The sequence below is a fragment of the Sphingomonas sp. GW821-FHT09E03 genome, from assembly GCF_059416225.1.
Genome location: NZ_JBWKOS010000004.1, coordinates 149,899 through 175,580, shown reverse-complemented (window position 1 = coordinate 175,580; position 25,682 = coordinate 149,899). Strand labels below are relative to the sequence as shown.

The window sequence follows — 25,682 nt, the reverse complement described above, 5'->3', positions numbered from 1 at the left end:
TTAAGTGCGCCGATGGCGATGGGATTGGACAATGCGGGCTTCAGCGACACGCTGGTGATCCTGGGTGCGGCGGGGCTGGTAATACCGGCATTCGCGCGGTTCCGGGTGAGCCCAGTAATCGGCTTCATCCTGGTTGGCATACTGGTCGGGCCGGCGGGACTTGGCGCGCTGACCGGTTATGCGCCGTGGCTCTATTACGTCACCATCTCCGACCCTCATGCGATCGAGCCGTTCGCCGAATTCGGCATCGTGCTGCTGCTGTTCTCGATCGGACTCGAGCTCTCGTTCAAGCGCCTGTGGTCGCTCAGGGGGCAGGTGTTCGGCACCGGGCCCGCCGAGCTGCTCGGCTCGGCGGCGCTGATCACGATCGCGCTGCACCTGCTCGGCCAGCCCTGGGCAGGCGCGGCCGGGCTCGGCCTCGCGCTGTCGCTGTCATCCACAGCGCTGGTGCTGCCGCTGGTGGGAACGACCAGCCCGGTCGGCCGCGGCGCTTTTTCGATGCTATTGTTCGAGGATCTCGCCCTGGTGCCGATTATCTTCGCGCTTGGCGCGATGGCACCGACCGCGGCGGCGGGATGGAGCGGGATCGCGGGCGTGGCGCTGCGCGGCATCCTCACGGTGATCGCCATGTATGTCGGCGGGCGGATCGTGCTGCCGCGATTGTTCGCGCAGGCGGCGCGGACCAAGAGCCCCGAACTGTTCCTTGCCGCGTCGCTGCTGGTGGTGATCGTCGCCAGCGTCGCCACCACCGCGGCCGGCCTGTCGCCGATCGTCGGCGCGCTGCTCGCCGGGCTGCTGATCGCCGAGACCGATTACCACAGCGAGGTCGAGGTGATGACCGCGCCGTTCAAGGGTCTGGCGCTCGGCGTGTTCCTGATCACGGTGGGGATGAGCCTCGACCTGCGGCTGATCTTCGCCAATTGGCGCGACCTTCTCCTCGCCGTGTCGGGCGTGGTGCTGGTCAAGGCAGTGGTGACCTATCTGCTGCTGCGGGTGGCGCAGACCCGGCGCGGTCCCGCGGCGGAAACCGGCCTGCTGATGGGCAGCCCGTCCGAGACCACGCTGATCGTGCTCGCCACCGCCGCGCAGGCGCAGCTGATCCTGCCTTCCACCGCCTCGTTCTGGCAGACGGTGACCGCCATAGGCCTGACGATCACGCCATTGCTCGCGAAGGCCGGGCAATTGGTGTCGCGGCGGATTGAGGCAGCGAGCGAGGGCGACACCACGGCGCCGGTGCCCGACGCCGGCCATGGCGCGGTGGTGATCGGCTTCGGCCGCGTCGGCCGGATGGTCGCGGACCTGCTGGCGGTGCATAAGCAGCCGTATATCGCCGTCGAGGCGGATATCGACACGGTGATGGAGGCAAAGCGCCAGGGCTATCCGGTGCTGTTCGGCGACATCGCGCGCGGCGAGCTGGTGACGCGGCTCGACCTGCCCAACGCCCGCGCGCTGATCCTGACCATGGACGACCCGGTGCTGACGGTGCGCCTCGCCCGGGCGGTGCGCGCGCTCGCCCCCGAGCTGCCGATCATCGCCCGCGCCCGCGATCCGGGCCATGCCGCCGAACTCTATCGCGCCGGGGTGACCGATGCGGTGCCCGAGACACTGGAAAGCTCGCTGCAGCTGTCCGAGGCGGTGCTGGTGGATCTCGGCGTCGCAATGGGTCCGGTGATCGCCTCGATCCATGAAAAACGCGACGAGCTGCGCCAGTCGATCCGCGCCGAGGCGAAGCTTGAGCGTGAACCACGGATCCGCCGGGTCCGCCGGCTGCGCGATCTCGGCTGATCGTTCGGCGCGAGCGACGAGGCGGTCGCCACTAGCGAACCCGGATCCATCCGCCTAGCGTTACACCCCAAGGCGAGCCCCCGCCTCTCTCTGCCACCCTTCCCGGGATCCAGCATGACCGATCCAGAACTCTACCCCGTTTCCGGCGACTGGACCAACGCCAGCCTCGACAAGCAGAAATACGAAGAACTCTACGAGGCCGCTGCCAGCAATCCCGGCGGCTTCTGGCTCGACCAAGCCAGCAAGCGGCTCGACTGGATCACGCAGCCGACGATCGCGGGCGACTGGTCGTTCGCCAAGGACGATTTCCATATCAACTGGTTCGCCGATGGCGTGCTCAACGCTGCGGCCAATTGCGTCGACCGGCATCTCGACAAGCATGGCGACGCGATCGCGATCATCTGGGAGCCCGACGAGCCCGACGAGCCCGGCGAGGACCCCAAGCGGGTGACCTATCGCGAGTTGCACGCCGAAGTGTGCCGCTTCGCCAGCGTGCTGCGCGGCCAGGGCGTCGCCAAGGGCGATCGCGTCACCCTCTACATGCCGATGATCCTCGAGACCGCCTATGCGGTGCTCGCCTGCGCGCGGATCGGCGCGATCCATTCGGTGGTGTTCGGCGGCTTCTCCGCCGATGCGCTCGCCGGACGGATCGAGGATTGCGGCTCGAAGCTGGTGATCACCGCCGACGAAGGCCGCCGCGGCGGCAAGCGCATCAAGCTCAAGGCCTGTGTCGACGAAGCCGCCGCGCGCGCGCCGACGCTGGAGCGGGTGATCGTCGTCAAGGCAACCGGCGCCGAGATCGCGATGGGCCCCCGCGACGTCTGGTACCACCAGCTCGCGCTCGACGCCGAAGCCGATTGCCCGGCCGAGCCGATGAACGCCGAGGATCCGTTGTTCATCCTCTACACCTCGGGGTCGACCGGCAAGCCCAAAGGCGTGCTCCACACGACCGGCGGCTATCTGCTGTGGGCGAGCTTCACCCACAGAATCGCGTTCGACTATAAGCCTGGGACGGTGTTCTGGTGCGCCGCCGATATCGGCTGGGTCACCGGGCATACCTACATTCTCTACGGCCCGCTCGCCAATGGCGCGACGACGCTGATGTACGAGGGGCTGCCGAACTGGCCGGATGCGAGCCGGATCTGGCAGGTCGTCGATCGCCACAACGTCCACACGCTGTTCACCGCGCCCACCGTGCTGCGTGCGCTGATGAAGGACGGCGACGGCTTCGTGACCCGCACCAGCCGTAGCTCGCTGAAGCTGTTGGGGTCGGTTGGCGAGCCGATCAATCCCGAGGCGTGGCGCTGGTTCCACGACGTCGTCGGCGAGGGACGCGCGCCTATCGTCGATGCCTGGTGGCAGACCGAAACCGGCGGGATCATGATCGCCCCCCTGCCCGGCGCGGTGGCGATGAAGCCGGGATCGGCCGCCAAGCCGCTCCCCGGGGTGGCGCCGCAGCTCGTCGACGACAAGGGATCGCCGCTGGTCGGCGTCGCGCAGGGCAATCTGTGCATCACGCAGAGCTGGCCGGGGCAGATGCGCGGCGTGTGGGGCGACCAGGACCGTTTCTTCCAGGCTTATTTCACCACCTATCCCGGCAAGTATTTCACCGGCGACGGCTGCCGGCGCGACGAGGATGGCTATTATTGGATTACCGGGCGGGTCGACGACGTGATCAACGTCTCCGGCCACCGGATGGGCACGGCCGAGGTCGAGAGCGCGCTGGTGCTCCACGAAGCGGTCGCTGAGGCCGCGGTGGTGGGCATGCCGCATGATGTTAAGGGCCAGGGCATCTATGCCTATGTAACGCTCAACGCCGATCAGGCGCCGAGCGATGAATTGCGCGCGGCGTTGGTGCAATGGGTGCGCCACGAGATCGGACCGATCGCCGCGCCCGACAAGCTGCAGTTCGCGCCCGCGCTACCCAAGACGCGATCGGGCAAGATCATGCGACGGATCCTGCGCAAGATCGCCGAGGGCGATGTGAGCAGCCTGGGAGATACGTCAACGCTCGCCGATCCGGCGGTGGTGGATGATCTGGTGGCGAACCGGGTGGCGTGAGTTCGACTGCCGTGTTGCTGCAGAGGCAGGAGCACGGTGGCTGACATTGCGGTTTGGAATCGAGCCCGGCGCTGAGCGCAAACGAGCAGTCCTTCGTGCACAAAGCGCGTCACCCCAGCGGAAGCGGGTGTCTCATGGCAGAGAGCAGGACGAGAGCCGCGAGAGACCCCAGCCTTCGCTGGTGTGTATCTTGGAAATGCCCTGGTTACCTGCTGTCCGGTCCCCGCCTACTCCGCCGCCAGCGTCTCGGCGCCCTCATCGACATCCGGCGCCTCGTCCACCCCGACGCCCTGCTCCAATGACGCCTCGTCGCGCGCCAGCGCCTCGGCGTCGTCGGGCACGATCCCGAACCGCGCCGCCACGTCCGGGGCGAAGCGGAGGAGGTCGGGTCGGAGCTTGAGCAGGCTCACGTCCTTGGCCTTGCCTTCCATCATCACGTCAAACTCCAGCCCCTCGGCCATCCGCATGAACGTGGCGAATTCGAATGGATTGGTGAAATCGGCGTGGCCGGTCCAGATCGGCGGGCGGAGCACGGTCTTGACCCGGGCATTGGCCTTGACCGGCGCCTTGGTGACGGTGCCCTTGCGTGGTGCCTTGCCGGCGGCGGCATTCTCGCGGTCCTTCGCGGTTACCTTCTGCTTGAGCTCGCGCATCTCGGTGCGTGGCGAGGAAAAATGGATCTTGGGGCGGACCCCGGCGGGCCAGCTGGCGAGGAACTTCTCCAGCGTCGCGCGCATGTCGAGCCGCTCGGGGTTGAGGCACCAGAAGTGCTGATAGTCGAAGATCAGCCGCACGCCCGTGCGCTCATGGATCCACAAGGCATCGGCGGCGGAGAAGCGGATGTCGTCATTCTCGAGCACCAGCCGCCGCCGGACATGCTCGGGGCATTTGTTCCAGCCCTCGATCCACCGCGCGCGGCTCGCCTCGTGATCGTCATAGACCCCGCCGACATGGGTCACCATCACCGCCTCGGCATCGAGCCCCATCCGGTCGAGCATCTCGGCCTGGCTGGCGAGATCCGAGATGCTGCGTGCGGTGAGTTCGGGATTGGGGCTGTTGAGCAGCACATATTGCGAGGGGTGGAACGACAGGCGGATGCCATAATCGCGCGCCTTGGCACCGAAGGCGGCAAGCTCGCTGTCGCTATCGGCGACCATCGAGTGAAATTGCGGCAGGTCAGGATGGGTCGCGTAGGGGGCCAGATCGGATGAGAGCCGGTACATGTCGAGATCGACGGATTTCAGATAATCCAGGATCTTGTCGACCTCTTCCAACGAGGTCTTGAGGTGTGGCTCGCTTTGCCAGCGGCGCGTGTCGTTGCTCTTGAAGCCGGGCTTGCCCATCACCTTGACGGGGAAGCCGAGGCGGAGCGGGTGCGAGGAAGCGGTCATCCACGGGTAACGACCCCGGCGGCCTGAGGGTCCCTGCGGCAGACGATCACGTGCCGCGTCGGACTGCGGTTGGAATTGCCGCGGCGGATCCACATATCGCATTCACTAGATGATCCAGCACGACCATTCCCCTGCGCCCGCCAACGCGTTCATCCTGGCGTTTGGCGACAGCCTCACCGCGGGCTACGGCCTACGCCGCGACGATGCCTTTCCCGCCGTGCTCGAGCGCAGATTGCAGGCGAAGTTTGCCGGGGCGACCGTTCACAATGCCGGGGTATCAGGCGACACGACGAGCGGCGGCCTGGCGCGCCTGCCGCGCGTGCTCGCGGCGCTGCCACGGACGCCCAATCTCGCGATCGTCGAGCTTGGTGCCAACGACTTCATCCGCGGCGTCGATCCCGCGCGCACGGCCGACCATCTCGATGCGATCCTCGCGATGCTGCACGACTGCCGGATCCCGGTGCTGCTCGCCGGGATACAGGCGCCGGCGATCCTCGGCGACCGTGCGCGGCGGTTCAACGCGATATACCCGACCCTCACGGCCCGGCACGCGGTCGCGTTGGACCCATTCTTCCTTGACGGCGTCGCCGGACGACAGGGCTTTGTGCTGGCGGATGGCTTCCACCCCAATGCCGCGGGTATCGCCCATGTCGCGGCGCGCATCCTGCCGCGGGTTGAGGCGGCGCTGGCAGAGCAAGTCGGCCGCGAGGAACTGGTCGGCAGCTGAGCGTCGCGCTGGCTAGCCCAGCAGCAGCAGGCTTAACGCGCAAATACCGATCGCGGCGCTGCTGGCGCAACACAGGATGCCGACGTTACAGCGACACAGGCTCGCATCGATCCGGTCCATGACACCTCTCCTTCACCCTTCTGACGAGGTTAGAAGGCGAGGATATCACAGGCGGTTAGCAGCGCAAGCGGCCGGGTTACCGCTGGAGGAAGCGTTCATAGTCGCGCTCGGCGAGGCGCACTTCATATTGGCTTTCGAGGCCGTCGTCGCTGTGGCCGAGCACCTCGCCATGGGCGTGGAGCCAGGCCGCGCCGGCGCCATCGCCGGCATCGAGCGTAATCCAGTAGCGGCGATGCGCCGCTGTAAGCTTGGCAGCGACTTGTTCGATCAGCGCATCGACGCCCTCGCCGGTCAGCGCCGAGATCGCGACAACATCGTCGCGTCGGCCGGCATCGACGGTGGCATCCTCGTGGCGCTCGCCATCGAGCAGATCGAGCTTGTTCCACGCCTCGAACCGCGGCGTGGTGCTCGAGACGCCGATCTCGGTGAGCACCGCCTCGACATCGCTGCGCTGCGCCTCGGTGTCGGGATGGGCGATGTCGCGAACGTGGATCAGGAGATCGGCCGAGACCACCTCCTCGAGCGTCGCCTTGAACGCCGCGACTAGCTGGGTGGGCAGATCGGAGACAAAGCCGACGGTGTCGGAGAGGATCGCCTTGTCGATGCCGGGCAGGCTGATCTGCCGCAGCGTCGGATCGAGCGTCGCGAACAGCAGGTTCTCCGCCATGACATGCGCGCCGGTGAGGCGGTTGAACAGCGTCGACTTGCCAGCGTTGGTGTAGCCGACCAGCGCGATCACCGGCCACGGCGCGCGTTGGCGCCGCTCGCGATGGAGGCCGCGGGTGCGGCTGACCTGTTCGAGCTCGCGGCGCAGGCGGGCCATGCGATCGCGGATCAGGCGGCGATCGGCTTCGATCTGGGTTTCGCCCGGGCCGCCGAGGAAACCGAAGCCACCGCGCTGGCGCTCGAGATGGGTCCAGCTGCGCACCAGCCGGCCGGCCTGGTAATCGAGATGGGCGAGCTCGACCTGGAGCCGCCCCTCGGCGGTCGCGGCGCGCTCGCCGAAGATCTCGAGGATCAGCCCGGTGCGATCGATCACCTTGGCCTCGAGCGCGGTTTCGAGGTTGCGCTGCTGGACGGGAGTGAGGTTGGCGTCGAACACCACCACCTCCGCCTCTTCCAGGCGAACGTGGGTGGCGAGTTGCTCCACCTGGCCGCTGCCGATCAGCGTCGCCGGCTTGGGCGCGCGGACGCGGAAAGCTAGCTTGTCGGCGACCACCAGCCCGATCGCCGCGGCGAGGCCGGCGGTCTCTGCCAGCCGCGCCTCGGCATCGCGATGGGCATCACCCTGGTCGGGGAGCACGACCAGCGCGCGCCCTCCCCGGGTGAATTCGTCACGGTCGCGGTTGAAGCCTGTGCTCACGCGTCGTCTTCACCTTCGTCGGCGAGGTTGAGCGGGCGCGACGGCTGGATCGTCGACACCGCATGCTTGTAGACGAGCTGCGCCATGCCCTCGCGCTGGAGCAGCATGCAGAACAGGTCGAATCCGGCGATCTGGCCCTGCAGCATGACGCCGTTGATCAGGAACATGGTGACCGGGTCTTCGGACTTGCGCACCGCGTTGAGGAAGATCTCCTGGAGCAGCGGCTGCTTGCGCTGGGCATCGTTGACGCCGTCGACGATGCTGGCGACGTCGATCGGGCCCGAGGGCATGATCGTGGAAATGGCATGCTTGTAGATCAGCTGCGATTGGCCGTCGCGGCGCAGCAGCACGGAGAAATTGTCAAACCAGGTGACAATGCCCTGGAGTTTGACGCCCTTGACCAGGAACATGGTCACGGGGGTCTTGGAGCGGCGGAGGGCGTTGAGGAACAGGTCCTGCAGCGAGCCGGGCTTGTCGGCCATTTGTCTGTCTTCTTTCGGTTCTTGGCGGGACCTTGGGCCCGCTGATGCGCCGTTTCCCAGCGTCGGATGCCGCCCACGCGGGCAGCGGATCGTTAATCTATGGAGTCGTCACCCGTCCGGCAAGGTCGGGCGGCGCCGGCCTGACGCGAATCGGGCCGGATCAATCCTCTCGCATGTCCGTGATGCCGAGTAATTTCAGCTTCCGGTGCAGCGCCGAGCGCTCCATGCCGATGAAGCTCGCGGTGCGGCTGATGTTGCCGGAAAAGCGGCGGATCTGGACGCGCAGATACTCGCGCTCGAACGTCTCGCGCGCTTCGCGCAACGGCGAGCCCATGATCGTGCCGGTGCCGGCACCGCCGAGATCGCCCTGGTCGCCGAGCACCTCGGCTGGAAGCAGATCGAGATCGATCCGCCCGATCCGGTCCCCCGGCGCGAGGATGATCGTGCGCTCGACGACGTTGCGGAGCTGGCGGACGTTGCCGGGCCAGTCGTAGGATTGCAGCGCGACCATCGCATCGGCGGCGATCTCCGGGGTCGGCACCCGACGCTCGTTGGCGTAATGCGCCATGAAATGCTCCACCAGCGGCGGGATGTCCTCGCGGCGATCGGACAGCGGCGGGATCGGCACCGGGACGACGTTGAGCCGGTAGTAAAGGTCTTCGCGGAAGCGGCCTTCGGCGATCTCGAGGGTGAGGTCGCGCGAGGTGGCGGAGACGACGCGGACGTCGACCTTGACCACACGGGTGCCGCCGATGCGGGTGAAGCTCTGATCGGTGAGGACGCGCAGGATGCGCGCCTGGGTGGCGACCGGCATGTCGGCGATCTCGTCGAGAAACAGCGTGCCGCCATGTGCCTGCTCGAGCAGCCCGGGACGGACGAGATCGCCCCCTTCCTCCACCCCGAACAGTTCCTCCTCGACCCGCTCGGGGGTCATGCGCGCGGCGCTGACGATCACGAATGGCGCCTGGCTGCGGTTGCTCCAGCCGTGCAGCAGGCGCGCGGCGACTTCCTTGCCGACGCCGGCGGCGCCCATGATCAGCACCCGGCTGCCGGTGGCGGCGACGCGCTTGAGGGTGGCGCGGACGCCGTTGATCGCGGCGGAGCTGCCGGTGAGGTCGCTTTCGCGCCCCGCCGAGACGCGCAGCGAGGCGAGCTCCTGGCGGAGCCGGTCGGTCTCGGTGGCGCGGGCGACGAGCAGCAGCAGCCGCTCGGCTTCGAACGGCTTCTCGATGAAGTCGGCGGCGCCGCGGCGGATCGCGGCGACGGCGGTGTCGAGATTGCCATGGCCGGAGATGACCAGCACCGGCAGCGAGGGATCGCGACGCTTGATCTCGTCGAGCAGATCGAGCCCGTCGAGCCGCGAGCCCTGCAGCCACACGTCGAGCAGCACGAGGCTCGGCCGGCGGGTGGCGATCGCCTCGAGCGCGGCATCGCTGTCACCTGCGGACCGGCTCTCATAGCCCTCGTCCTCGAGGACCCCGGCAACCAGCTCGCGAATGTCTTGTTCGTCGTCGACGACGAGGATGTCGAGCGCCATCTGTTCAATTCCGATTGCGTGTGAGGGCGGCAAGGGGGCTGTCGGCCGCGGCGTCAGGGGCGTTGCCGCCGGCGTCGCTGGCGGCGAGCGCGGCGGCATCGAAGCTCATCCGCACCACCGTGCCGCCGCCGTCGCGGTCGGCGAAGGCGATGGTGCCGTGATGCTCCTCGATGATCTTGGTGACGATCGCGAGGCCGAGCCCGGTGCCACGAGCCCGGGTGGTCATATAGGGCTCGACGATGCGGTCGCGCTCGGGCGGCAGACCGATCCCGGTATCCGCCACCTCGACGCTGATAAGTTCGCTAACTTCGCGCAAACGCATTGTCACCGAACCATTGGCTTCGCCCTTGGTTTCAATGGCTTCCACCGCGTTCTTCACAATGTTGGTGAAAGCCTGGCCAAGCTGGCGGCGATCACAGACCATGGCCACCTGCGCCGGCTCATGCTCGAGCGTGAAGCTGATCCCGGGGTGCGCGACCTCGTGGAGGAACAGCGTCTGGCGGGCGATGTCGACCAGCGATTCCTCGCGGAACACCGGCTTGGGCATGCGCGCGAAGGAGGAGAATTCATCCACCATCCGGCGCAGATCGCCGACCTGGCGAATGATCGTCTCGGTGAGGCGGCCGAAGGTGACATCGTCGGGATCGATCTTGCTGCCGTAACGGCGCTGCAGCCGCTCGGCGGCGAGCTGGATCGGGGTGAGCGGATTCTTGATCTCGTGCGCGATCCGTCGCGCGACATCAGACCAGGCGGCGCGGCGCTGATCGAGCACCTGCTGGGTGATGTCGTCGAAGGTGAGGATCGGGCCGGCGTCGGTATGCGCGATCCGCACCGCGAGCGTGCGCATGTCCGCGCCATGGGCGACCTGGATGATCGCCTCGCGTTCGCGGCTGGCAACCAGATCGCTGAGCTCGGGGGCGACGGAGGCGAGCGTGCGGCCGACCAGGCTTTCCTCGCCGCTGCCAATCAACTCGTTGGCCGAACGATTGGCGATGCGTACCGTGCCGAGATCGTCGAGCGAGATCACCCCGGCCGAGACACCGGCCATCACCGCCTCGATCAGCGCACGACGGTTGTCGAGCTGGTTGTTGGCAGTGAGCAGCTCGTTGTTCTGCTGCTCCAGCCGGTCGGTCATCTGATTGAAGGCTGTCGCCAGTGTGCCGACTTCGTCGCGCGTCTGAGCATCGGGCACGCGCGCGGACAAATCGCCGCTGGCGATCCGCTTCGCGGCGCCCACCAGCTCTCCGACCGGCACCACGAGCCTATCGGCAACACGCAACGCGATGGCGATCGTGATGCCGATCACTAACAACGCGATGGCAAGCAACGAAATGTTGAACAGCAACTGCAGCGTTCGGGATCGTTTTTCCAATGCACGGTAATCCGTGAGGACTCCCCGCACCTTCTTCATCCGTTCCATCAGCTCTCTTGTGCCAACGATCCGGGTGGAGAATAGGTATAGATCGGTCTGTGGCACCCTGGTGATCGACTGAGTGCTGGTCGGCGTGATGCTGGCAACGCTGGCAACGCCCGCATTCAGGCGCGCGATTGCCTTGTGATCGACCTGCCCTAGCAGATTATTGTTGTAGACGTCGAAGATCACCAAGCCATGCGGCTCGCCATCCTTGCCGACCGAGAAGATCACTGATTGCGCGAGGCTGCGCTGGAATACATCCTGGCTAAAAATCTTGGTGAACCGGGGATCGTCCGTCGACCAGCCGTTCTCGATCAGCATTTTGTAGACGTCGACCGCCATGGCGACATTCTCTTTGTCTACAGATCGAACAGCGTCGTTGAACGAAGCCACAGCTAATGTGCGACTATCATCCAGCAGTCCGCGCGCCTGCCCTGAGAACCAAAAGCCGACGCCATATTGGAAAAGGAGCGAGGCAAAGATGGTAACGAGCAACATAGGCACCGCAGCGACCAGCGAGAAGGTCGCAACCAGCCGCACGTGAAGAATGCCACCTTGCCCCAGGCCGGCCTTGGCGGCTCGCTTGAGAGCCACCCGGCGCCCAACGAGCATCAGCAGGCCAATGCCTGGCACCAAATTCGCGATCAGCAGCAGTGCCACGATGGGCGGTGGCAACAAGGGTCGATTGACGCCGCTCCCGTTGACCGCGACGTAGGTCACCAGCGCCATCCCAAGGGTAAGCACGACCACAATCGCCTCTGCCGCAGGCGTGATGCGGAACCGGCTGACCGGTGGTTCAGGGTTCAGAGCGGGCCTCGCCGACGCCATCATCGTGCCTACAATACAACAATGGTTGTTGCACGGAAACCACATAATGCGCGGTAATCATCCCAGATCGGGCATCTCCTCACCCGCATCGTCGCCGCGCACCGGGATGCCGAGCGTATCGAGGCGCTTGCGCAGCGTGTTGCGGTTGATCCCCATCGCCCGCGCCGCGCGCAGCTGGTTGTTGCCGTGGCGGGCGAGCATCGCCTCGATCAGCGGGCGCTCGACCTCGCCGATCACCCGGTCGTAAAGCGAGCCGTCGTCGAGCGCGTCGGGCCGCTCGCGCGCGATGCGTTCGATCAGATGGCGAACGGCGTCGGCAATCCCGGGATCGCTCGCCTCTGCCGTTGCCGTCGGCGCGCCAAGCAGGGCGCGGATCACCGGCGCCTCCACCCAGGTGTCGCGGGCAAGCACCGCAAGGCGGCGCATCAGGTTTTCAAGCTCGCGGACGTTGCCAGGCCAGTCATGCGCAGACAGCGCCGCCATGGCGTCATCGGACAGCCGCCGGCTCGGTAGCCCCTGCGCGCCAGCCTGATCGAGGAAGTGGCGGGCGAGCAGCGGGATGTCCTGGCGGCGATCGCGCAGTGACGGCAGCGCGATCGGCACGACGTTGAGCCGGTAGAACAGATCCTCGCGAAACTGGCCGCCGGCGACCTGCGCGGCGAGATCGCGGTTGGTGGCGGCGACGATGCGGACGTCGGCGCGCATCGCGCGAGCGCCACCGACGCTGGTGAATTCGCCCGACTGGAGCACGCGCAGCAATCGCGTCTGCGCCTCCATCGGCATGTCGCCGATCTCGTCGAGGAACAGGGTGCCGCCCGCCGCCTGCTCGAACCGGCCGGCGTTGCGCGTCTGCGCGCCGGTGAAGGCGCCGCGCTCATGGCCGAACAGCTCGGCCTCGATCAGCTCGCGCGGGATCGCGGCCATGTTGAGCGCGATGAAGGGGGCATCGCGGCGCGGCCCGAGATCATGGATGGCGCGCGCCACCAGTTCCTTGCCGGTGCCCGATTCGCCCGAGATCAGCACGGTGAGATCGTTGGAGATCACCCGCGCGATCACGCGATAGACATCCTGCATCGCCGGCGAGCGCCCGATCAGCGGCAAGGTGGGGTCCTCCCCCGCCTCCGGCTGCGGCATCACCGCGCCGCGCGCCAGCGCGCCGGCGACGGCGCGGGTGAGATCGTCGAGATCGAACGGCTTGGGGAGATATTCATAGGCGCCGACCTCGGTGGCGCGCACCGCGGTGGTCAGCGTGTTCTGCGCCGAGAGGATGATGATCGGCAGCTGCGGCAGCCGGGTGCCGACCTCGGCGATGCGGTCGATGCCGTCGCCATCGGGCAGGACGACATCGGTGATCAGCACGTCCGGCACGCGGGTGGCGAGCGCGCGATCGAGCTGCGCCAGAGTCTCGGCGGTGCTGACGTCGTGACCGGCGCGGCGCAGCGCCTGGGCGACGACGGTGCGGATCGCGGCGTCGTCATCGACCACCAGCACCCGGCTCATGCGGCGTTGCCCCGTACAGTGGTGACCGGCGCGGTGGTGGCGCGGGGCAGCAGCAGGCGGAGAATGGTCATTTCCGGCGTTCCTTCGCGGGCGTATTGGACGATGCCGCCCATGTCGCGCATCAACTTGTCGACCAGCGCGAGGCCGAGCCCCTGCCCCTCGCGGCGGCCGGAGACGAACGGTTCGAACAGATGCTCGGCGATGTCCGCCGGCGCGCCCGGGCCATTGTCGGCGACGCAGATCTCGATCGGCAGCGGCACCCGCGGGCGGCCGGGCGCGGCGCTCACCGCCATGCCGTGGCGATAGGCGGTGGTGATGTGGATGCGCGGCTGGCGCTCGTCGCCGATCGCCTCGCGGGCGTTCTTGAGCAGGTTGATGACGATCTGGAGCAAGGCGTCGCGGTTGATCAGCGCCGGCGGCAGCGAGGGATCGAACCGCTCCTCGATGGTGATGCCGCGGGCGAAGCCGGCGAGCGCGAGGCTGCGGGCGTGGCCGAGCAGCGGATAGATGTTCTCGGGCGCGAGCGGCAGCGGCCGGGTGTCGCTGAAATCCTGCATCCGATCGATCAGCGCGGCGATGCGATCGACCTCGGTGACGATCAGCGTGGTGAGCTCGCCGGCGCCGATCAACTGCGCGGCGCCGCGGATCCCCGACAGCGGGTTCTTGACCTCATGCGCGAGCATCGCCGCGGCGCCGGTCGCGGCACGGGCGCTGGCGGTGCGGTCGGCGGAATGACCGAGGCCGCGGGTGCTCGCCGAGGTGTGGAGCGTGATCAGCCGCCAGCCGGGATGATCGGCAACCAGCGCCTCGACGAAATCAACGCGGATCTTGCCACGCGGGGTGGTGATCTCGGTATCGTAGACGGCGACGCCATGGCCATCGGGACGATCGTCGCCCTCCCCTGGTGGCGGCAGGATGGCGGCGAGCGGCTGGCCGGTCATCACCCGTTCGGAGAGGTTGAGCAGCTGCTCGGCAAGCGCATTGGCATGGGCGATGCGCTCGTCCGGATCGACCACCAGCACCGCGACCGGCAGAGCGGCGAACAGCTCGGCAAAGCCGGGGCGGCCTGCCATGCGCGGCTCAGGCTGCCTGGAGCTGGCGGTGGGGCGCGTAGAATTCGGCGAGCATCGCCTTGACGCGGGTCGCGTCCGCCTCCTGGTTCACCGTGTTGCGGAACTCGGCCGAGCCGTTCAGCCCCTTGGTGTACCAGCCGATGTGCTTGCGCGCCATGTTGACCCCGGTGACCGGGCCGTAATGCTCGAGCATCGCCTCATAATGTTCGGCGATGACCTGATATTGCTCGTCGAGCGACGGATCGGGACGACGGGTGCCGGTGGCGAACCATTCCATCAGCTGGCCGAGCAGCCACGGCCGGCCATAGGCGCCGCGACCGATCATGATGCCGTCGGCGCCCGACTGGTCGAGCGCGGCCTCGGCATCCTCGATGGAGCAGATGTCGCCATTGGCAATCACCGGGATGGTCACCGCTTCCTTGACCCGGCGGATGAACGCCCAGTCGGCCGAGCCCTTGTACATCTGGTTGCGGGTGCGGCCGTGGACGGTGATCAGCTTGACCCCGAGATCCTCGGCGATGCGTGCGAGCTCGGGCGCGTTGAGGCTGTCATGGCACCAGCCCATCCGCATCTTGAGCGTGACCGGCGCCTTCACCGCCTTGACGATCGCGGTGACCAGCTCGGCGGCGAGGCCGAGATCGCGCATCAGCGCCGAGCCGGCGTCGCCGTTGGTGACCTTGCGGACCGGGCAGCCCATGTTGATGTCGATGATCGCGGCGCCGCGGTCTTCGGCGAGCTTGGCAGCTTCCGCCATCTCATAGGGCGTGCAGCCGACGAGCTGCATCGACACCGGTTCTTCGGACAGGTGCCACGCCGCCTTCTGGATCGACTGGCGGGTCTCGCGGATCGCCGCCTGGCTGGCGATCATCTCGGTGACGTTGAGGCCTGAGCCATAGCGGCGCACCAGGGTGCGGAACGGCATGTCGGTGACGCCGGTCATCGGCGCCAGCACGACGGGGCTGTCGATCCGCACGGGGCCGACGTGAATGGGAGCGAGGGTGCGCATCGATCTGCCTGAAAATTGGGCAGAGCCTTACCGGGTTGCGGAGGTGGAGGCAAGGTTAGGGGTTTGTGCAGGCTGGATAAGCGCCCGCCGCAGCGCTAGGCGGCGCGGATGACTGACAGACCCCGTACCGTCGCGCTGATCGTCGCGGCTGGATCCGGCACCCGCGCAGGCGGGCCGGTGGCCAAGCAATATGCGCTGCTCGGCGGCCGGGCGATGGTCGCGCACGCCTATCAGGCGTTGGCGGCGCATCCCGGGATCGACGAGGTGGTGGTGGTGATCGCGCCCGGCGCCGAGGCCGAGGCCGCGGCGGCGCTGGGCTCGGTGCGCACCGTCGCCGGCGGCGCCAGCCGGCGCGAGTCGGTGGCGAACGGGCTCGCCGTGATCGACGCCGCGCGCGTGCTGATCCACGATGCGGCGCGACCGTTGCTGCCGGCGGTGGTGATCGACCGGGTGCTGGCGGCGCTCGACGATGCCGATGGCGCCTATCCGGTGCTACCGGTCGCCGACACGCTGGTGCGCGACGGCGCGGTGGTGTCGCGCGACGGCCTCGCACGGGTGCAGACCCCGCAGGGCTTCCGCACCCAGGCACTGCGCGCGGCGCACGCCGCCTGGCCTATTGGCGACGAGGCGACCGACGACGCGCAGATGGTGCGCCGGCTTGGCGGCAGCGTCATCCTGGTGCAGGGCGATCCGATGCTCGACAAGATCACCCATCCCGACGATTTCGCCACCGCCGAGGCGCGCCTTGCGCTCGAGCCGCGGATGGCGACCGGGTTCGACGTCCACCGGCTCGAGGCCGGCGAGGAATTGTGGCTCGGCGGGGTGCTGATCCCGCACGACAAGGGCCTGTCCGGCCATAGCGACGCCGATGTGGTGCTCCATGCGCTGACCGATGCGCTGCTCGGCACGATCGCGGCGGGCGATATCGGCACGCACTTTCCGCCGAGCGACCCGCAGTGGCGCGGCGCCGAATCGGGCCAGTTCCTCCAGCATGCCGCGTCGCTGATCGCCGCCAAGGGCGGCCGGATCGACTTCGTCGACGTGACGATCATGTGCGAGGCGCCCAAGATCGGGCCGCACCGTGCGGCGATGCAGGCGCGGATCGGCGAGCTGCTCGGGCTCAGCCTTGATCGGGTCAGCATCAAGGCGACCACCACCGAGAAGCTCGGTTTTACCGGGCGTGAGGAGGGCATCGCCACCCAAGCGGCGGCGACCGTCAGCGTGCCGCGGGCGCCGCGATGAGGGCGCTGGTTGCGGTCGCGCTGGCGGCGGCGCTGACCAGCGCGCCGGCGATGGCGCAGACCCGCTGCCTGACCGAGACCGACGCCGAGTCGATCGCGCTGGTGGCGATGCCGGACATCGTCCGAGGCGCCGGGATCGTCTGCGCCGCCCGGTTGCCGGCGGCGAGCCTGGTGCGGCAGACCGGCGGGCCGTTCCTCGACAAATACCAGGCCGCGGCGGACCGCGCCTGGCCCGGCGCGCGCGCGGCGATCGTCAAGCTCTCGGACCCGGCGATCGACCTGCTGCTCGGCTCCGACTACGCACGGCCGCTGCTCACCGCGGCGCTGGCGCCGCTGCTGGTCGGGCGGATCGCGCCCAAGGATTGCGGCACGATCGATCACCTGCTCACCCTGCTCGCGCCGCTGCCGCCGCAGAATATGGCGGGCGTGATCGTGACGACGTTGCACTATCTTAAGACCGAGAAGGCCAAGGGCAAGAACGTCGCGGTGCCCGACCTGCCGCTGTGTGCCGAGGAGCCGCGCTGACATGGACTTTCTGCTGCCCGACGAACTGCTCGCCGCCGCGCGACGCGTGATCGAAGCCAATCGCGCCGCCGGCCGCACCATCAGCGTCGCCGAGAGCTGCACCGGCGGGCTGGTCGCCGCGGCGCTGACCGAGATCCCCGGTTCGTCCGACGTGTTCGGCGCGTCGTTCGTGACTTATTCGAACCGCGCCAAGACCGACCTGCTCAAGGTCAGCACCGACGTGCTCGAGACCTTCGGCGCGGTATCGATCGCGACCGCGTGGAGCATGGCGCAGGGCGCGCTCGCCAACAGCCATGCCGATGTCGCGGTGGCGATCACCGGCGTCGCCGGGCCCGGCGGCGGCACGGTGAAGAAGCCGGTCGGCACCGTGGTGTTCGCCTGCGCCACCAAGGGCGGCGACCCATCCGACGTTCATGCCGATCGCCGCGACTTCGGCGATCTCGGCCGCGGCGGGATCAGGCTTCAGGCGGCGCTGGTCGCGCTCGAGCTGCTGCTGCCGTAAAGCTCGGCGGCACGGTTTTCGAACGCGCCGATCATCTTACGCAGCGCGGCGCCGAACACCTGGCCGGCGAGCATTTCGAACACCCGGTTCTTGAACGCGAAATCCACCGCGAAGTCGACCGCGCAGCCCCCGTCTCCCTCGGGGCGGAAGTGCCAGTCGTTGTGGAGGTACTTGAGCGGCCCATCGATATATTCGACGTGGATGTGGCCGGGGCGCTCCTTCCTCACCTCGGAGGTGAAGGTCTCGCGCAGGCCCTTGAAGCCGACGATCATGTCCGCGGTCGTCGCCGTCGCCGAATCACGCCGCACCCGCATCGCCGACACCCAGGGCAGGAACTCGGCGTAGCGCGAGACATCGGCGACCAGATCGAACATCTGCTCCGGCGTGTAGGGCAGATGGCGCGTCTCGCTGTGCTTAGGCACCGACCAGCCTCGGCGCGAGCTTGGCGTCGCGCGCGGCGCGCATCTTCGCGAAATCGTCGCCGGCATGGTAGCTCGAGCGGGTCAGCGGCGAGGAGGCGACGAGCAGGAAGCCCTTGGCGCGGGCGATGCTGGCATAGGCGTCGAACGCCTTGGGCGTCACGAACTCGGCGACCTTGGCGTGACGCGGAGTGGGCTGGAGATACTGGCCCATGGTGAGGAAATCGATGTCGGCCGAGCGCATGTCGTCCATCACCTGATGGATCTCGAGCCGCTCCTCGCCGAGACCCAGCATCACGCCCGACTTGGTGAAGATCGACGGATCAAGCTTCTTGACGCTCTCGAGCAGCCGCAGCGAGGCATAGTAACGCGCGCCGGGGCGGATCGTCGGGTAGAGCCGCGGCACCGTCTCGAGATTGTGGTTGTAGACGTCAGGCCGCGCCGCGACGATCGCCTCGACAGCGGCCTCATGCTTGTTGCGAAAATCGGGGGTGAGGATCTCGATGGTGGTGCGCGGGTTGGCGCGGCGGATCGCCTCAATGACCTTGACGAACTGCTTGGCGCCGCCATCCGGCAGATCGTCTCGATCGACCGAGGTGACGACGATATGCTCGAGCCCCATCTGCGCCGCCGCCTCGGCGACGTTGTTGGGCTCCATCGGATCGACCGCGCGCGGCATGCCGGTCTTGACGTTGCAGAAGGCGCAGGCCCGCGTGCAGGTATCGCCGAGGATCATCACCGTGGCGTGCTTCTTCGACCAGCATTCGCCGATATTGGGGCACGCCGCCTCCTCGCACACCGTGGTGAGGCTTTTCGAGCGCATCAGTTCGCGGGTCGCGGCGAAGCCGGCGGAGGTCGGCGCCTTGACGCGGATCCAGTCGGGCTTGCGGACCCGTAGCGGAGTCATCTCGTTCATGCCCCGCGAGATAGCGAGCCGGGCCCTCGCCCACAACCTGCTGCCGGTCTTGTCGGCACCCTAATGTTTCTTCTACCCGGGACGGGCGACCGACAACCAGGAGCTTGAACGTGGCTGATTTCTCCAACCTCATCGACGGCTATCGCCGCTTTCGCACCACCGGCTGGGCGACGCAGCGCGATCGCTGGGCCGAATTGAAGGAGGGCCAGAGCCCCAAGGTGCTGATCATCGCCTGCTCGGACAGCCGGGTGGACCCGGCGCAGGTGTTCGACACCTCGCCCGGCGAGATCTTCGCGGTGCGCAACGTCGCCAACCTCGTGCCGCCCTATGAGACCGGCGGCGGCCGCCACGGCGTTTCGGCGGCGGTGGAGTTTGCGGTGACGCAACTGGAGGTGCCCGAAATCGTGGTGCTCGGCCATGGCTCGTGCGGCGGCGTGCACGCCTCGCTGACCCAGCGGTTCGACGGCGCCGCGCCCGGCGCCGGCGGGTTCATCGCGCACTGGATCGACCTGCTCGACGAGGCCCGGGCACGGATCGTCGCCGAGCATGGCGAGGGACCGGCCGCGATCCGCGCACTCGAGCTGGAGACGGTACGGGTGTCGATCGCCAACCTGCTGACCTTCCCGTTTGTCGCGGAGCGCGCGGCGGCGGGATCGCTGCGGATCCACGGCGCCTATTTCGCGATCGCCGACGGGGTGCTGCACGTGATGGGCGACGATGGGGCGTTTGCGCCGGCCTGAGCACTCCGTCATCCCAGCGGAAGCTGGGATCTCGTGGTGGCGGGGTCCGATGGAGCCGCGGTAGAACCCAGCTTTCGCTGGGGTGACGTGTTAGGGTGGCTAGACTTCCACACTCAGTGCCTCATGCGCGATCCGCGCCAGCTCGGGATCGAGCGGCGGCGGGGTCATGTCGACGTTGGCTTCGAGCTGCTTGGTGATCGCCTTCAACGCCGCGATGCGTGCGGCTTTCTTGTCGTTGCCGTCGATCACGATCCAGGGCGCGCCACCGGTGTCGGTGCGGGCGAACATGTCGAGCATCGCGGCGAGATACTCGGCGCGGCGGGCGCGGTTGCGGTAATCGTCGGCGCCGGTCTTCCAGCGCTTCCACGGATCCTGCAGGCGTGACAGCAGGCGCTTGTCCTGCTCGCCCTGGCCGATGTGGACGAACACCTTGACCAGCGTGATGCCCTCTTCGACCAGCCCTGCCTCGAAGGCGTTGATCTCGTCATAGCCGCGCCGCCACTCGTCCTCGCGCGCATAGCCCTCGACCCGCTCGACCAGCACGCGGCCATACCAGCTGCGGTCGAACACGGTGACGTTGCCCGGTTCGGGCAGGCGGTTGCGAAATCGCCACAGGAAGTCGTGAGCCTTTTCCTCCGCCGACGGCGCCGAGATCGGATAGACCTCATAATGGCGCGGGTCCCATTCGGCGGTAAGCCGCTGGATGATGCCGCCCTTGCCGGCGGCGTCCCACCCCTCGAACATCACCACGGCGCGTCGGCCGTGGATGATGTGCGCGACCAGGATCTGCTCGAGATGCGCCTGGAGATGCGCGAGATCGTGCTTGTAGCGGGCCTTGTAGGGCTTGCCGGCTTCATACTCGCTGAGGTCGATCATCGGGGCTCCTGACGGATGGACATCAGGCCAACGCGTGAGGAGGGATCGGGTTCTCTCCTGCCGCCCTTCATCCTGAACGTGTCAGCAGCCCTAACCGGCTTCGCCCGGGGCGGAGGGTCGGCCATGGATCCTGAAACGAGTTCAGGATGACTGCTGTACGGTAGGGCGCCCTGCTCAGCCGGCGCTGGGGGCCACTGCCTTGTCGACGTCCTTCTTCACCTCGGCGGTCGAGCGCAGGTTTAGTTCCTTGAGCTGCTTGGGCGTCGCGAAATTGGGCGCGCCCATCATCAGATCCTCGGCCTTTTGGGTCATCGGGAAGGTTATCACCTCGCGAATGTTGGGCTCGTCGGCGAGCAGCATCACCATCCGGTCGATGCCCGGCGCCGAGCCGCCGTGCGGCGGTGCGCCGCACTTGAAGGCGTTGATCATCCCCGAGAAGTTCTGGTCCACATCGGCCTGGCTATAGCCAGCGATCTCGAACGCCTTGTACATGATCTCGGGCTTGTGGTTCCGGATCGCGCCCGAGCTCAGCTCGATGCCGTTGCAGACGATGTCATACTGATAGGCGAGGATGTCGAGCGGGTCCTTGGTCTCGAGCGCCTCCATCTCACCCTGGGGCATCGAGAAGGGATTGTGGCTGAAGTCGACCTTCTTGGCGTCCTCGTCATATTCGAACATCGGGAAATCGACGATCCAGCAGAATTCGAAGCGCTTGGGATCGATCAGCCCGAGGCTTTCGCCGACGCGGGTGCGAGCGAGCCCGGCGAGTTTGGCGGCCTGGCCTTCCTTGCCGGCGGCGAAGAAGATGCCGTCGTCCGGGCCGAGGCCGAGCGTCTCGGCGAGCCTGGCCATGCCGTCCTCGCCATGGTTCTTGGCAATTGGGCCACCCCATTCGCCGCCCTTGCGGGTGGCATAGCCGAGCCCGGCAAAGCCCTCGGACTGTGCCCAGCCGTTCATGTCGTCGAAAAACTTGCGGCTCTTGTCGGCGGTGTTGGGCGCGGGGATGGCGCGGACGACGTCGCCGGCCTCGACGATCGAGGCGAAGCGGCCGAAGCCGGAACCGGTGAAGTGATCGGAGACGTCGCTGATCAGGATCGGGTTGCGCAGGTCCGGCTTGTCGTTGCCGTACTTCAGCATCGATTCCCGATAGGGAATGCGGCGGAACGGCAGCGCCGAAACCTGGCGGCCCTTGCCCTGCCAGTCGGCGAACTGCTCGAACAGGCCGTGGAGCACCGGCTCGATCGCCTGGAACACGTCTTCCTGGGTGACGAAGCTCATCTCGAAATCGAGCTGGTAGAATTCGCCGGGCGAGCGATCGGCGCGAGCGTCCTCGTCGCGGAAGCAGGGCGCGATCTGGAAGTAGCGATCGAAACCCGCGACCATCAGCAGCTGCTTGAACATCTGCGGCGCCTGGGGAAGCGCGTAGAACTTGCCCGGGTGGACTCGGCTCGGAACGAGATAGTCGCGCGCGCCCTCGGGGCTGGACGCGGTGAGGATCGGCGTCTGGAATTCGGTGAACCCTTGCGCGTTCATCCGCTGGCGCAGCGAGGCGATGACGTTGCTGCGCAGCATGATGTTGGCGTGGATCCGCTCGCGGCGCAGATCGACGAAGCGATAGCGCAGGCGGATGTCCTCGGGATATTCATTGTCGCCGGCGACCGGCATCGGCAGCTCGTTGGCGGCGGACTGGACGGTGACGCTCTGCGCGAACACCTCGATCTCGCCGGTGGCGAGGTTGGGGTTGGCGGTGCCCTCGCCGCGCGCCTTCACCACGCCGTCGATGGTGATCACCGACTCGGCGCGGATCGCCTCGAGCACCGGCAGCGCGGCCGAGTCGCTGTCGGCGACGATCTGGGTGATGCCATAATGATCGCGCAGATCGATGAAGAGCACGCCGCCGTGATCGCGCTTGCGATGCACCCAGCCGGACAGGCGGACGGTGTCGCCGACCGCCGAGGCGTCGAGCGCGGCGCAAGTGTGGGAGCGATAGGCGTGCATGTGGTTTGTCTCGCATACGCGTTCCCCGGCGGAGGCCGGGGCCTGGGATCTCAAGCGGCTGGCTCTGAGACCCTGGGCTCCGGCCTTCGCCGGGGAACGGCTAAAAGGATGAGGTGCGCCCTACCCTGTTCCATCCCCGCTTTGTCAACCCGCGCGAGCGCGCTATGGGCGATCGGATGCATATCCACCCGTTGATTACCGACAGCGCTTCGCTCGCCAATCTGTGTACCCGCCTGGCCCAGGCCGACTTCATCACGGTCGACACCGAGTTCATGCGCGAGAGCACTTATTACCCCGAACTGTGCCTGATCCAGATCGCGGACGTGAACGAGGCGGCGGCGATCGACCCGATGGCGCCGGGGCTGGACATGCAGCCGCTGCTCGACCTGCTCACCGACAACGAGGACGTGCTCAAGGTGTTCCACGCCGGCGGGCAGGACATCGAGATCATCTACAATCTCACCGGCAAGACCCCTCACCCGCTGTTCGACACCCAGGTGGCGGCGATGGCGCTCGGCCAGGGAGAGCAGATCGGCTATTCCAATCTGGTCGACAGCTGGCTCGGCATCGCGGTCGACAAGGGCGCGCGGTTTACCGACTGGGCGCGCCGCCCGCTCGACGAGCGCCAGATCGAATATGCGATCGGCGACGTCACCCACCTCGCGGTGATCTTTCCCAAGATGCTCGAGCGGCTGCGCAAGACCGGGCGCGGTGCCTGGCTCAACCAGGAGATGGAGCGGCTCGGCGACAAGGCCAATTACGCCAACGATCCCGATCTCGCCTGGAAGCGGGTGCGCATCTCGGGGCGCAAGCCCGACGTGCTCGGCCGGCTAAAGGCGCTCGCCCGCTGGCGTGAACTGGAGGCGCAGGCCAAGGACCTGCCGCGCGGCCGCATCGTCAAGGACGAGACGCTGGGCGATCTCGCCGGCCACCCGCCGCGCAAGCAGGCCGACCTCGCCAAGGTCCGCGGCCTCTCGGCGACCTGGGCGAGCAACGACATCGGCGGCCGGCTGATGGCGGCGCTGGAGAATGCGCCGCCACTCGAGGGCGACGAGCTGCCGCCGCGCGACGACCGCAAGCCGGGGCTCGGCAAGGATGGCTCGCTGGTCGCCGACCTGCTCAAGCTGCTGCTCAAGATCCGCAGCCGCGACATCGATGTCGCCTCCAAGCTGCTCGCGCGCGCCGACGAGCTGGAGGCGCTCGCGTCCGGGGTCCGCACCGGGCTGCCGATGCTCGAGGGCTGGCGGTTCGACCAGTTCGGTCGCGACGCGCTCGATCTCGTCGAGGGGCGGCTCGGCTTCGCGGTTCAGGGCGGCAAGCTCAAGATGACGCGCACCGAGGACGGCGCATGAGCTGGCGGCTGCTGCCGCTGGTGGCGCTGGTCGGCTGCGCGCCGCAGCCTGCCGCGGTGGTGGCGCCGCCGGCCGCCGTCGCACAGTGCGATGCTGCCGGGCTCCAGGGGTTGGTCGGGCAGACCGCGGATGAGGCATTGTTCGCGACAGCGCTCAAGCGCAGCGGCGCCCGCAGCCTGCGCCGGCTTGGTCCCGACAGCGTGATGACGATGGATTATCGCACCGACCGGCTCAACATCGTGACCGGCGCCGACCACCGGGTGACGCGGGTCAGCTGCGGCTGATCTCCACCGCCGGGCGGCGCTTGAGCGCCGCGGCGAGCGCGGCGTGGCGCCGCTCGACCGCTTCGGCATAGAGGCCGCGGTCCTCGTCGGGCAGGCGCAGCGTGACGCTGCGGTCCGACAGCACCAGTGACGAACGCTGCAGCGGGCTGCTGAGCCCGGCGCTGAAGCGCTGGCCAAAGCGCATCGCCAGCCCCCAGATGCTCGCCGCCTGGAGCTGCGGCTCGGCGAGCAGGGTCGGCAGCAGCGGGTGGGCGGTACTGCTGCCGGTGAGGCTGGTGTGGAGCGCCTGCGCGACCATCGCCCGGCCGGCGCCGTCGATCGCCACCCAATTGCCGTGCAATGCCGCCTCCACCGCCTGTTCGTCGCGGAACTCGGGGTTGGCGCGCCAGCCGGCGTCGGCGAGCAGGCAGGCGGCGAGGCGCAGCCGCGCGGTCTCGTCCGGGTCGGCGAACAGCGGCGCGATCCAGCCATCGAGCATATCGCCGGAATCGGGAAAGCGGCTGAGCAGCCGCGCCTCCTCGCGGACGCCGACAATGAGCGGATCGAGCGCGCGGGTCTCGGCATCGAGCGTGCCATAGAGCAGACCCTCGCGCAGGCCGTAAGTGGAGGCGATCGCGTTGCTGCTGCCGAGCTCGCGCATCACCACGCCGAGCAGCGCGGTGGCGTCGCCGATCGCGGCGGCGCGCGCGGCGGACATGCCGGGCACCGCGCGCAGCCTTGGCTTGGACAGATGCGAGATGCTGCGACCGAGCCGGGCGACGGTCGCAGGGCTCAAGGCATAGCCGTGGATGATCGGCAGCGGATAACCGGTGAGGCTCATGTCCAGCCGGGCGAGCGCGCGCCACGAGCCGCCGACCATGTACAGCGGCAGGCCCTTGCCCCGCCCGGTCCAGCCCGCTTCGCCGAGCAGTCGCACGATCAGTCGCTCGAAGCCGGGGCCGCGGTTGGCGCGCAGCGCAGCGATGCGCAACACGCCGAGCGGGAAGGAGATGCGATCGGTGACGGTGCCGGCGACGACGCGCACCAGCTCGAGGCTGCCGCCGCCGAGGTCGCCGACGATGCCATCGGCATCGGGAATGGCGGAGAGCACGCCGAGGCCCGACGCGGTCGCCTCCTGCTCGCCGCTGAGCACCTCGACGGTGAGCCCCAGCGCCGTGGCAGCGGCGATGAACGCCGGGCCGTTGGAGGCATCGCGCACCGCGGCGGTGGCGACGGTGCGCAGGCTGGCGCCCATCTCGCGGCCAATCGCGGCAAACCGGGCCAGCGCCCCCTGGGCGAGGCGCATCGACGCGGGAGTCATCGCGCCCGTCGTCGCCAGCCCGCGACCGAGTCCGGCCATGACCTTCTCGTTGAGCAGCATCGCCGGCAGCCGCGGGTGGCCCTCATAGATCACCAGCCGCACCGAATTGGAACCGATGTCGATGATCCCGGTGCGGGGCTGCGCGGCGGCCTGCGGTGGTCGTTTGCGGAAGAGCGTGGCCATCTTTTCAGCAATCACCGGGGCACGAGGGGTCGAAAGGCCGCCTCCCTGCGGCACGCGGG

Annotated in this window: 22 protein-coding genes; 9 read left to right on the top strand and 13 right to left on the bottom strand. The window is 67.9% G+C overall.

Features of this window, described 5'->3' with window-relative positions; genetic code table 11:
* Nucleotides 1–12 precede the first annotated feature (12 nt).
* On the top strand, nucleotides 13–1,785 hold the full coding sequence (locus AC07M8_RS11165; RefSeq protein ID WP_495174417.1) for a cation:proton antiporter domain-containing protein: 1,773 nt from the start codon (nucleotides 13–15) through the stop codon (nucleotides 1,783–1,785).
* Between the two features lie 114 nt (nucleotides 1,786–1,899).
* Nucleotides 1,900–3,846, top strand: coding sequence for an acetate--CoA ligase (gene acs / locus AC07M8_RS11160; RefSeq protein WP_495174416.1), 1,947 nt, complete (start codon nucleotides 1,900–1,902; stop codon nucleotides 3,844–3,846).
* Nucleotides 3,847–4,073: 227 nt separating this feature from the next.
* Here acs and uvsE read toward each other — a convergent pair whose 3' ends face one another.
* On the bottom strand, nucleotides 4,074–5,237 hold the full coding sequence (gene uvsE / locus AC07M8_RS11155; protein WP_495174415.1) for a UV DNA damage repair endonuclease UvsE: 1,164 nt from the start codon (nucleotides 5,235–5,237) through the stop codon (nucleotides 4,074–4,076).
* Between the two features lie 109 nt (nucleotides 5,238–5,346).
* On the opposite strand from uvsE, the gene AC07M8_RS11150 reads away from it, so the two are divergent.
* Nucleotides 5,347–5,964 (top strand): arylesterase, encoded by a 618-nt coding sequence (locus tag AC07M8_RS11150; RefSeq protein WP_495174414.1) that lies wholly within the window; start codon nucleotides 5,347–5,349, stop codon nucleotides 5,962–5,964.
* Between the two features lie 196 nt (nucleotides 5,965–6,160).
* Here AC07M8_RS11150 and hflX read toward each other — a convergent pair whose 3' ends face one another.
* The 7 genes from hflX to dusB form a co-directional block, all read right to left on the bottom strand.
* Nucleotides 6,161–7,447, bottom strand: a complete 1,287-nt coding sequence (gene hflX, locus AC07M8_RS11145) for a GTPase HflX (protein ID WP_495174413.1) — start codon at nucleotides 7,445–7,447, stop codon at nucleotides 6,161–6,163.
* On the bottom strand, nucleotides 7,444–7,989 hold the full coding sequence (gene hfq, locus AC07M8_RS11140; RefSeq protein WP_495174698.1) for an RNA chaperone Hfq: 546 nt from the start codon (nucleotides 7,987–7,989) through the stop codon (nucleotides 7,444–7,446). Before hfq ends, hflX begins: the two co-directional genes overlap by 4 nt.
* 100 nt (nucleotides 7,990–8,089) lie before the next feature.
* Entirely contained in the window at nucleotides 8,090–9,466 is a 1,377-nt protein-coding gene (ntrX, locus tag AC07M8_RS11135) for a nitrogen assimilation response regulator NtrX (RefSeq protein ID WP_495174412.1), read from the bottom strand.
* A 4-nt stretch (nucleotides 9,467–9,470) separates the two neighbouring features.
* On the bottom strand, nucleotides 9,471–11,708 hold the full coding sequence (locus AC07M8_RS11130) for a sensor histidine kinase NtrY-like (protein WP_495174697.1): 2,238 nt from the start codon (nucleotides 11,706–11,708) through the stop codon (nucleotides 9,471–9,473).
* A gap of 57 nt (nucleotides 11,709–11,765) precedes the next feature.
* On the bottom strand, nucleotides 11,766–13,208 hold the full coding sequence (gene ntrC, locus AC07M8_RS11125; protein WP_495174411.1) for a nitrogen regulation protein NR(I): 1,443 nt from the start codon (nucleotides 13,206–13,208) through the stop codon (nucleotides 11,766–11,768).
* Nucleotides 13,205–14,281: a two-component system sensor histidine kinase NtrB gene (locus tag AC07M8_RS11120; protein WP_495174410.1), complete on the bottom strand. Its 1,077-nt coding sequence runs from the start codon at nucleotides 14,279–14,281 to the stop codon at nucleotides 13,205–13,207. Before AC07M8_RS11120 ends, ntrC begins: the two co-directional genes overlap by 4 nt.
* Before the next feature lie 7 nt (nucleotides 14,282–14,288).
* Nucleotides 14,289–15,287, bottom strand: a complete 999-nt coding sequence (gene dusB, locus AC07M8_RS11115; RefSeq protein ID WP_495174409.1) for a tRNA dihydrouridine synthase DusB — start codon at nucleotides 15,285–15,287, stop codon at nucleotides 14,289–14,291.
* Between the two features lie 108 nt (nucleotides 15,288–15,395).
* Between dusB and AC07M8_RS11110 the strand changes: the two genes are divergently transcribed.
* From AC07M8_RS11110 to AC07M8_RS11100, 3 genes are read left to right on the top strand one after another with little or no spacing between them, the layout of a single operon-like run.
* On the top strand, nucleotides 15,396–16,529 hold the full coding sequence (locus tag AC07M8_RS11110; protein WP_495174408.1) for a bifunctional 2-C-methyl-D-erythritol 4-phosphate cytidylyltransferase/2-C-methyl-D-erythritol 2,4-cyclodiphosphate synthase: 1,134 nt from the start codon (nucleotides 15,396–15,398) through the stop codon (nucleotides 16,527–16,529).
* Nucleotides 16,526–17,053, top strand: coding sequence for a hypothetical protein (locus tag AC07M8_RS11105; RefSeq protein ID WP_495174407.1), 528 nt, complete (start codon nucleotides 16,526–16,528; stop codon nucleotides 17,051–17,053). The genes AC07M8_RS11110 and AC07M8_RS11105 overlap by 4 nt, the downstream gene beginning before the upstream one ends.
* A gap of 1 nt (nucleotide 17,054) precedes the next feature.
* Complete coding sequence (locus AC07M8_RS11100; RefSeq protein ID WP_495174406.1) at nucleotides 17,055–17,555, top strand: CinA family protein; 501 nt, start codon at nucleotides 17,055–17,057, stop codon at nucleotides 17,553–17,555.
* On the opposite strand, the gene AC07M8_RS11095 is transcribed toward AC07M8_RS11100, so the two are convergent.
* A complete protein-coding gene (locus tag AC07M8_RS11095; RefSeq protein WP_495174405.1) occupies nucleotides 17,516–17,977 on the bottom strand; it encodes a type II toxin-antitoxin system RatA family toxin in 462 nt (153 codons plus the stop codon). The two genes, AC07M8_RS11100 and AC07M8_RS11095, sit on opposite strands and share 40 nt — an antisense overlap.
* Complete coding sequence (gene lipA / locus AC07M8_RS11090; RefSeq protein ID WP_267393078.1) at nucleotides 17,970–18,890, bottom strand: lipoyl synthase; 921 nt, start codon at nucleotides 18,888–18,890, stop codon at nucleotides 17,970–17,972. Before lipA ends, AC07M8_RS11095 begins: the two co-directional genes overlap by 8 nt.
* A 110-nt stretch (nucleotides 18,891–19,000) precedes the next feature.
* Between lipA and AC07M8_RS11085 the strand changes: the two genes are divergently transcribed.
* Complete coding sequence (locus AC07M8_RS11085) at nucleotides 19,001–19,630, top strand: carbonic anhydrase (RefSeq protein ID WP_495174404.1); 630 nt, start codon at nucleotides 19,001–19,003, stop codon at nucleotides 19,628–19,630.
* Nucleotides 19,631–19,729: 99 nt separating this feature from the next.
* On the opposite strand, the gene AC07M8_RS11080 is transcribed toward AC07M8_RS11085, so the two are convergent.
* A complete protein-coding gene (locus AC07M8_RS11080) occupies nucleotides 19,730–20,506 on the bottom strand; it encodes a polyphosphate kinase 2 family protein (protein WP_495174403.1) in 777 nt (258 codons plus the stop codon).
* Nucleotides 20,507–20,680: 174 nt separating this feature from the next.
* Nucleotides 20,681–22,504, bottom strand: a complete 1,824-nt coding sequence (gene aspS / locus AC07M8_RS11075) for an aspartate--tRNA ligase (RefSeq protein ID WP_495174402.1) — start codon at nucleotides 22,502–22,504, stop codon at nucleotides 20,681–20,683.
* A 176-nt stretch (nucleotides 22,505–22,680) separates the two neighbouring features.
* On the opposite strand from aspS, the gene rnd reads away from it, so the two are divergent.
* Together rnd and AC07M8_RS11065 are read left to right on the top strand one after the other, a co-directional pair.
* A complete protein-coding gene (gene rnd, locus AC07M8_RS11070) occupies nucleotides 22,681–23,856 on the top strand; it encodes a ribonuclease D (protein WP_495174401.1) in 1,176 nt (391 codons plus the stop codon).
* A complete protein-coding gene (locus AC07M8_RS11065) occupies nucleotides 23,853–24,140 on the top strand; it encodes an I78 family peptidase inhibitor (RefSeq protein ID WP_495174400.1) in 288 nt (95 codons plus the stop codon). The genes rnd and AC07M8_RS11065 overlap by 4 nt, the downstream gene beginning before the upstream one ends.
* Here the strand turns inward: AC07M8_RS11065 and AC07M8_RS11060 are convergent.
* Nucleotides 24,127–25,623 carry a Ppx/GppA phosphatase family protein gene (locus AC07M8_RS11060; RefSeq protein WP_495174399.1) on the bottom strand — a complete coding sequence of 499 codons (1,497 nt, stop codon included), beginning with the start codon at nucleotides 25,621–25,623 and terminating at the stop codon, nucleotides 24,127–24,129. The genes AC07M8_RS11065 and AC07M8_RS11060 overlap by 14 nt on opposite strands.
* Nucleotides 25,624–25,682 lie beyond the last annotated feature (59 nt).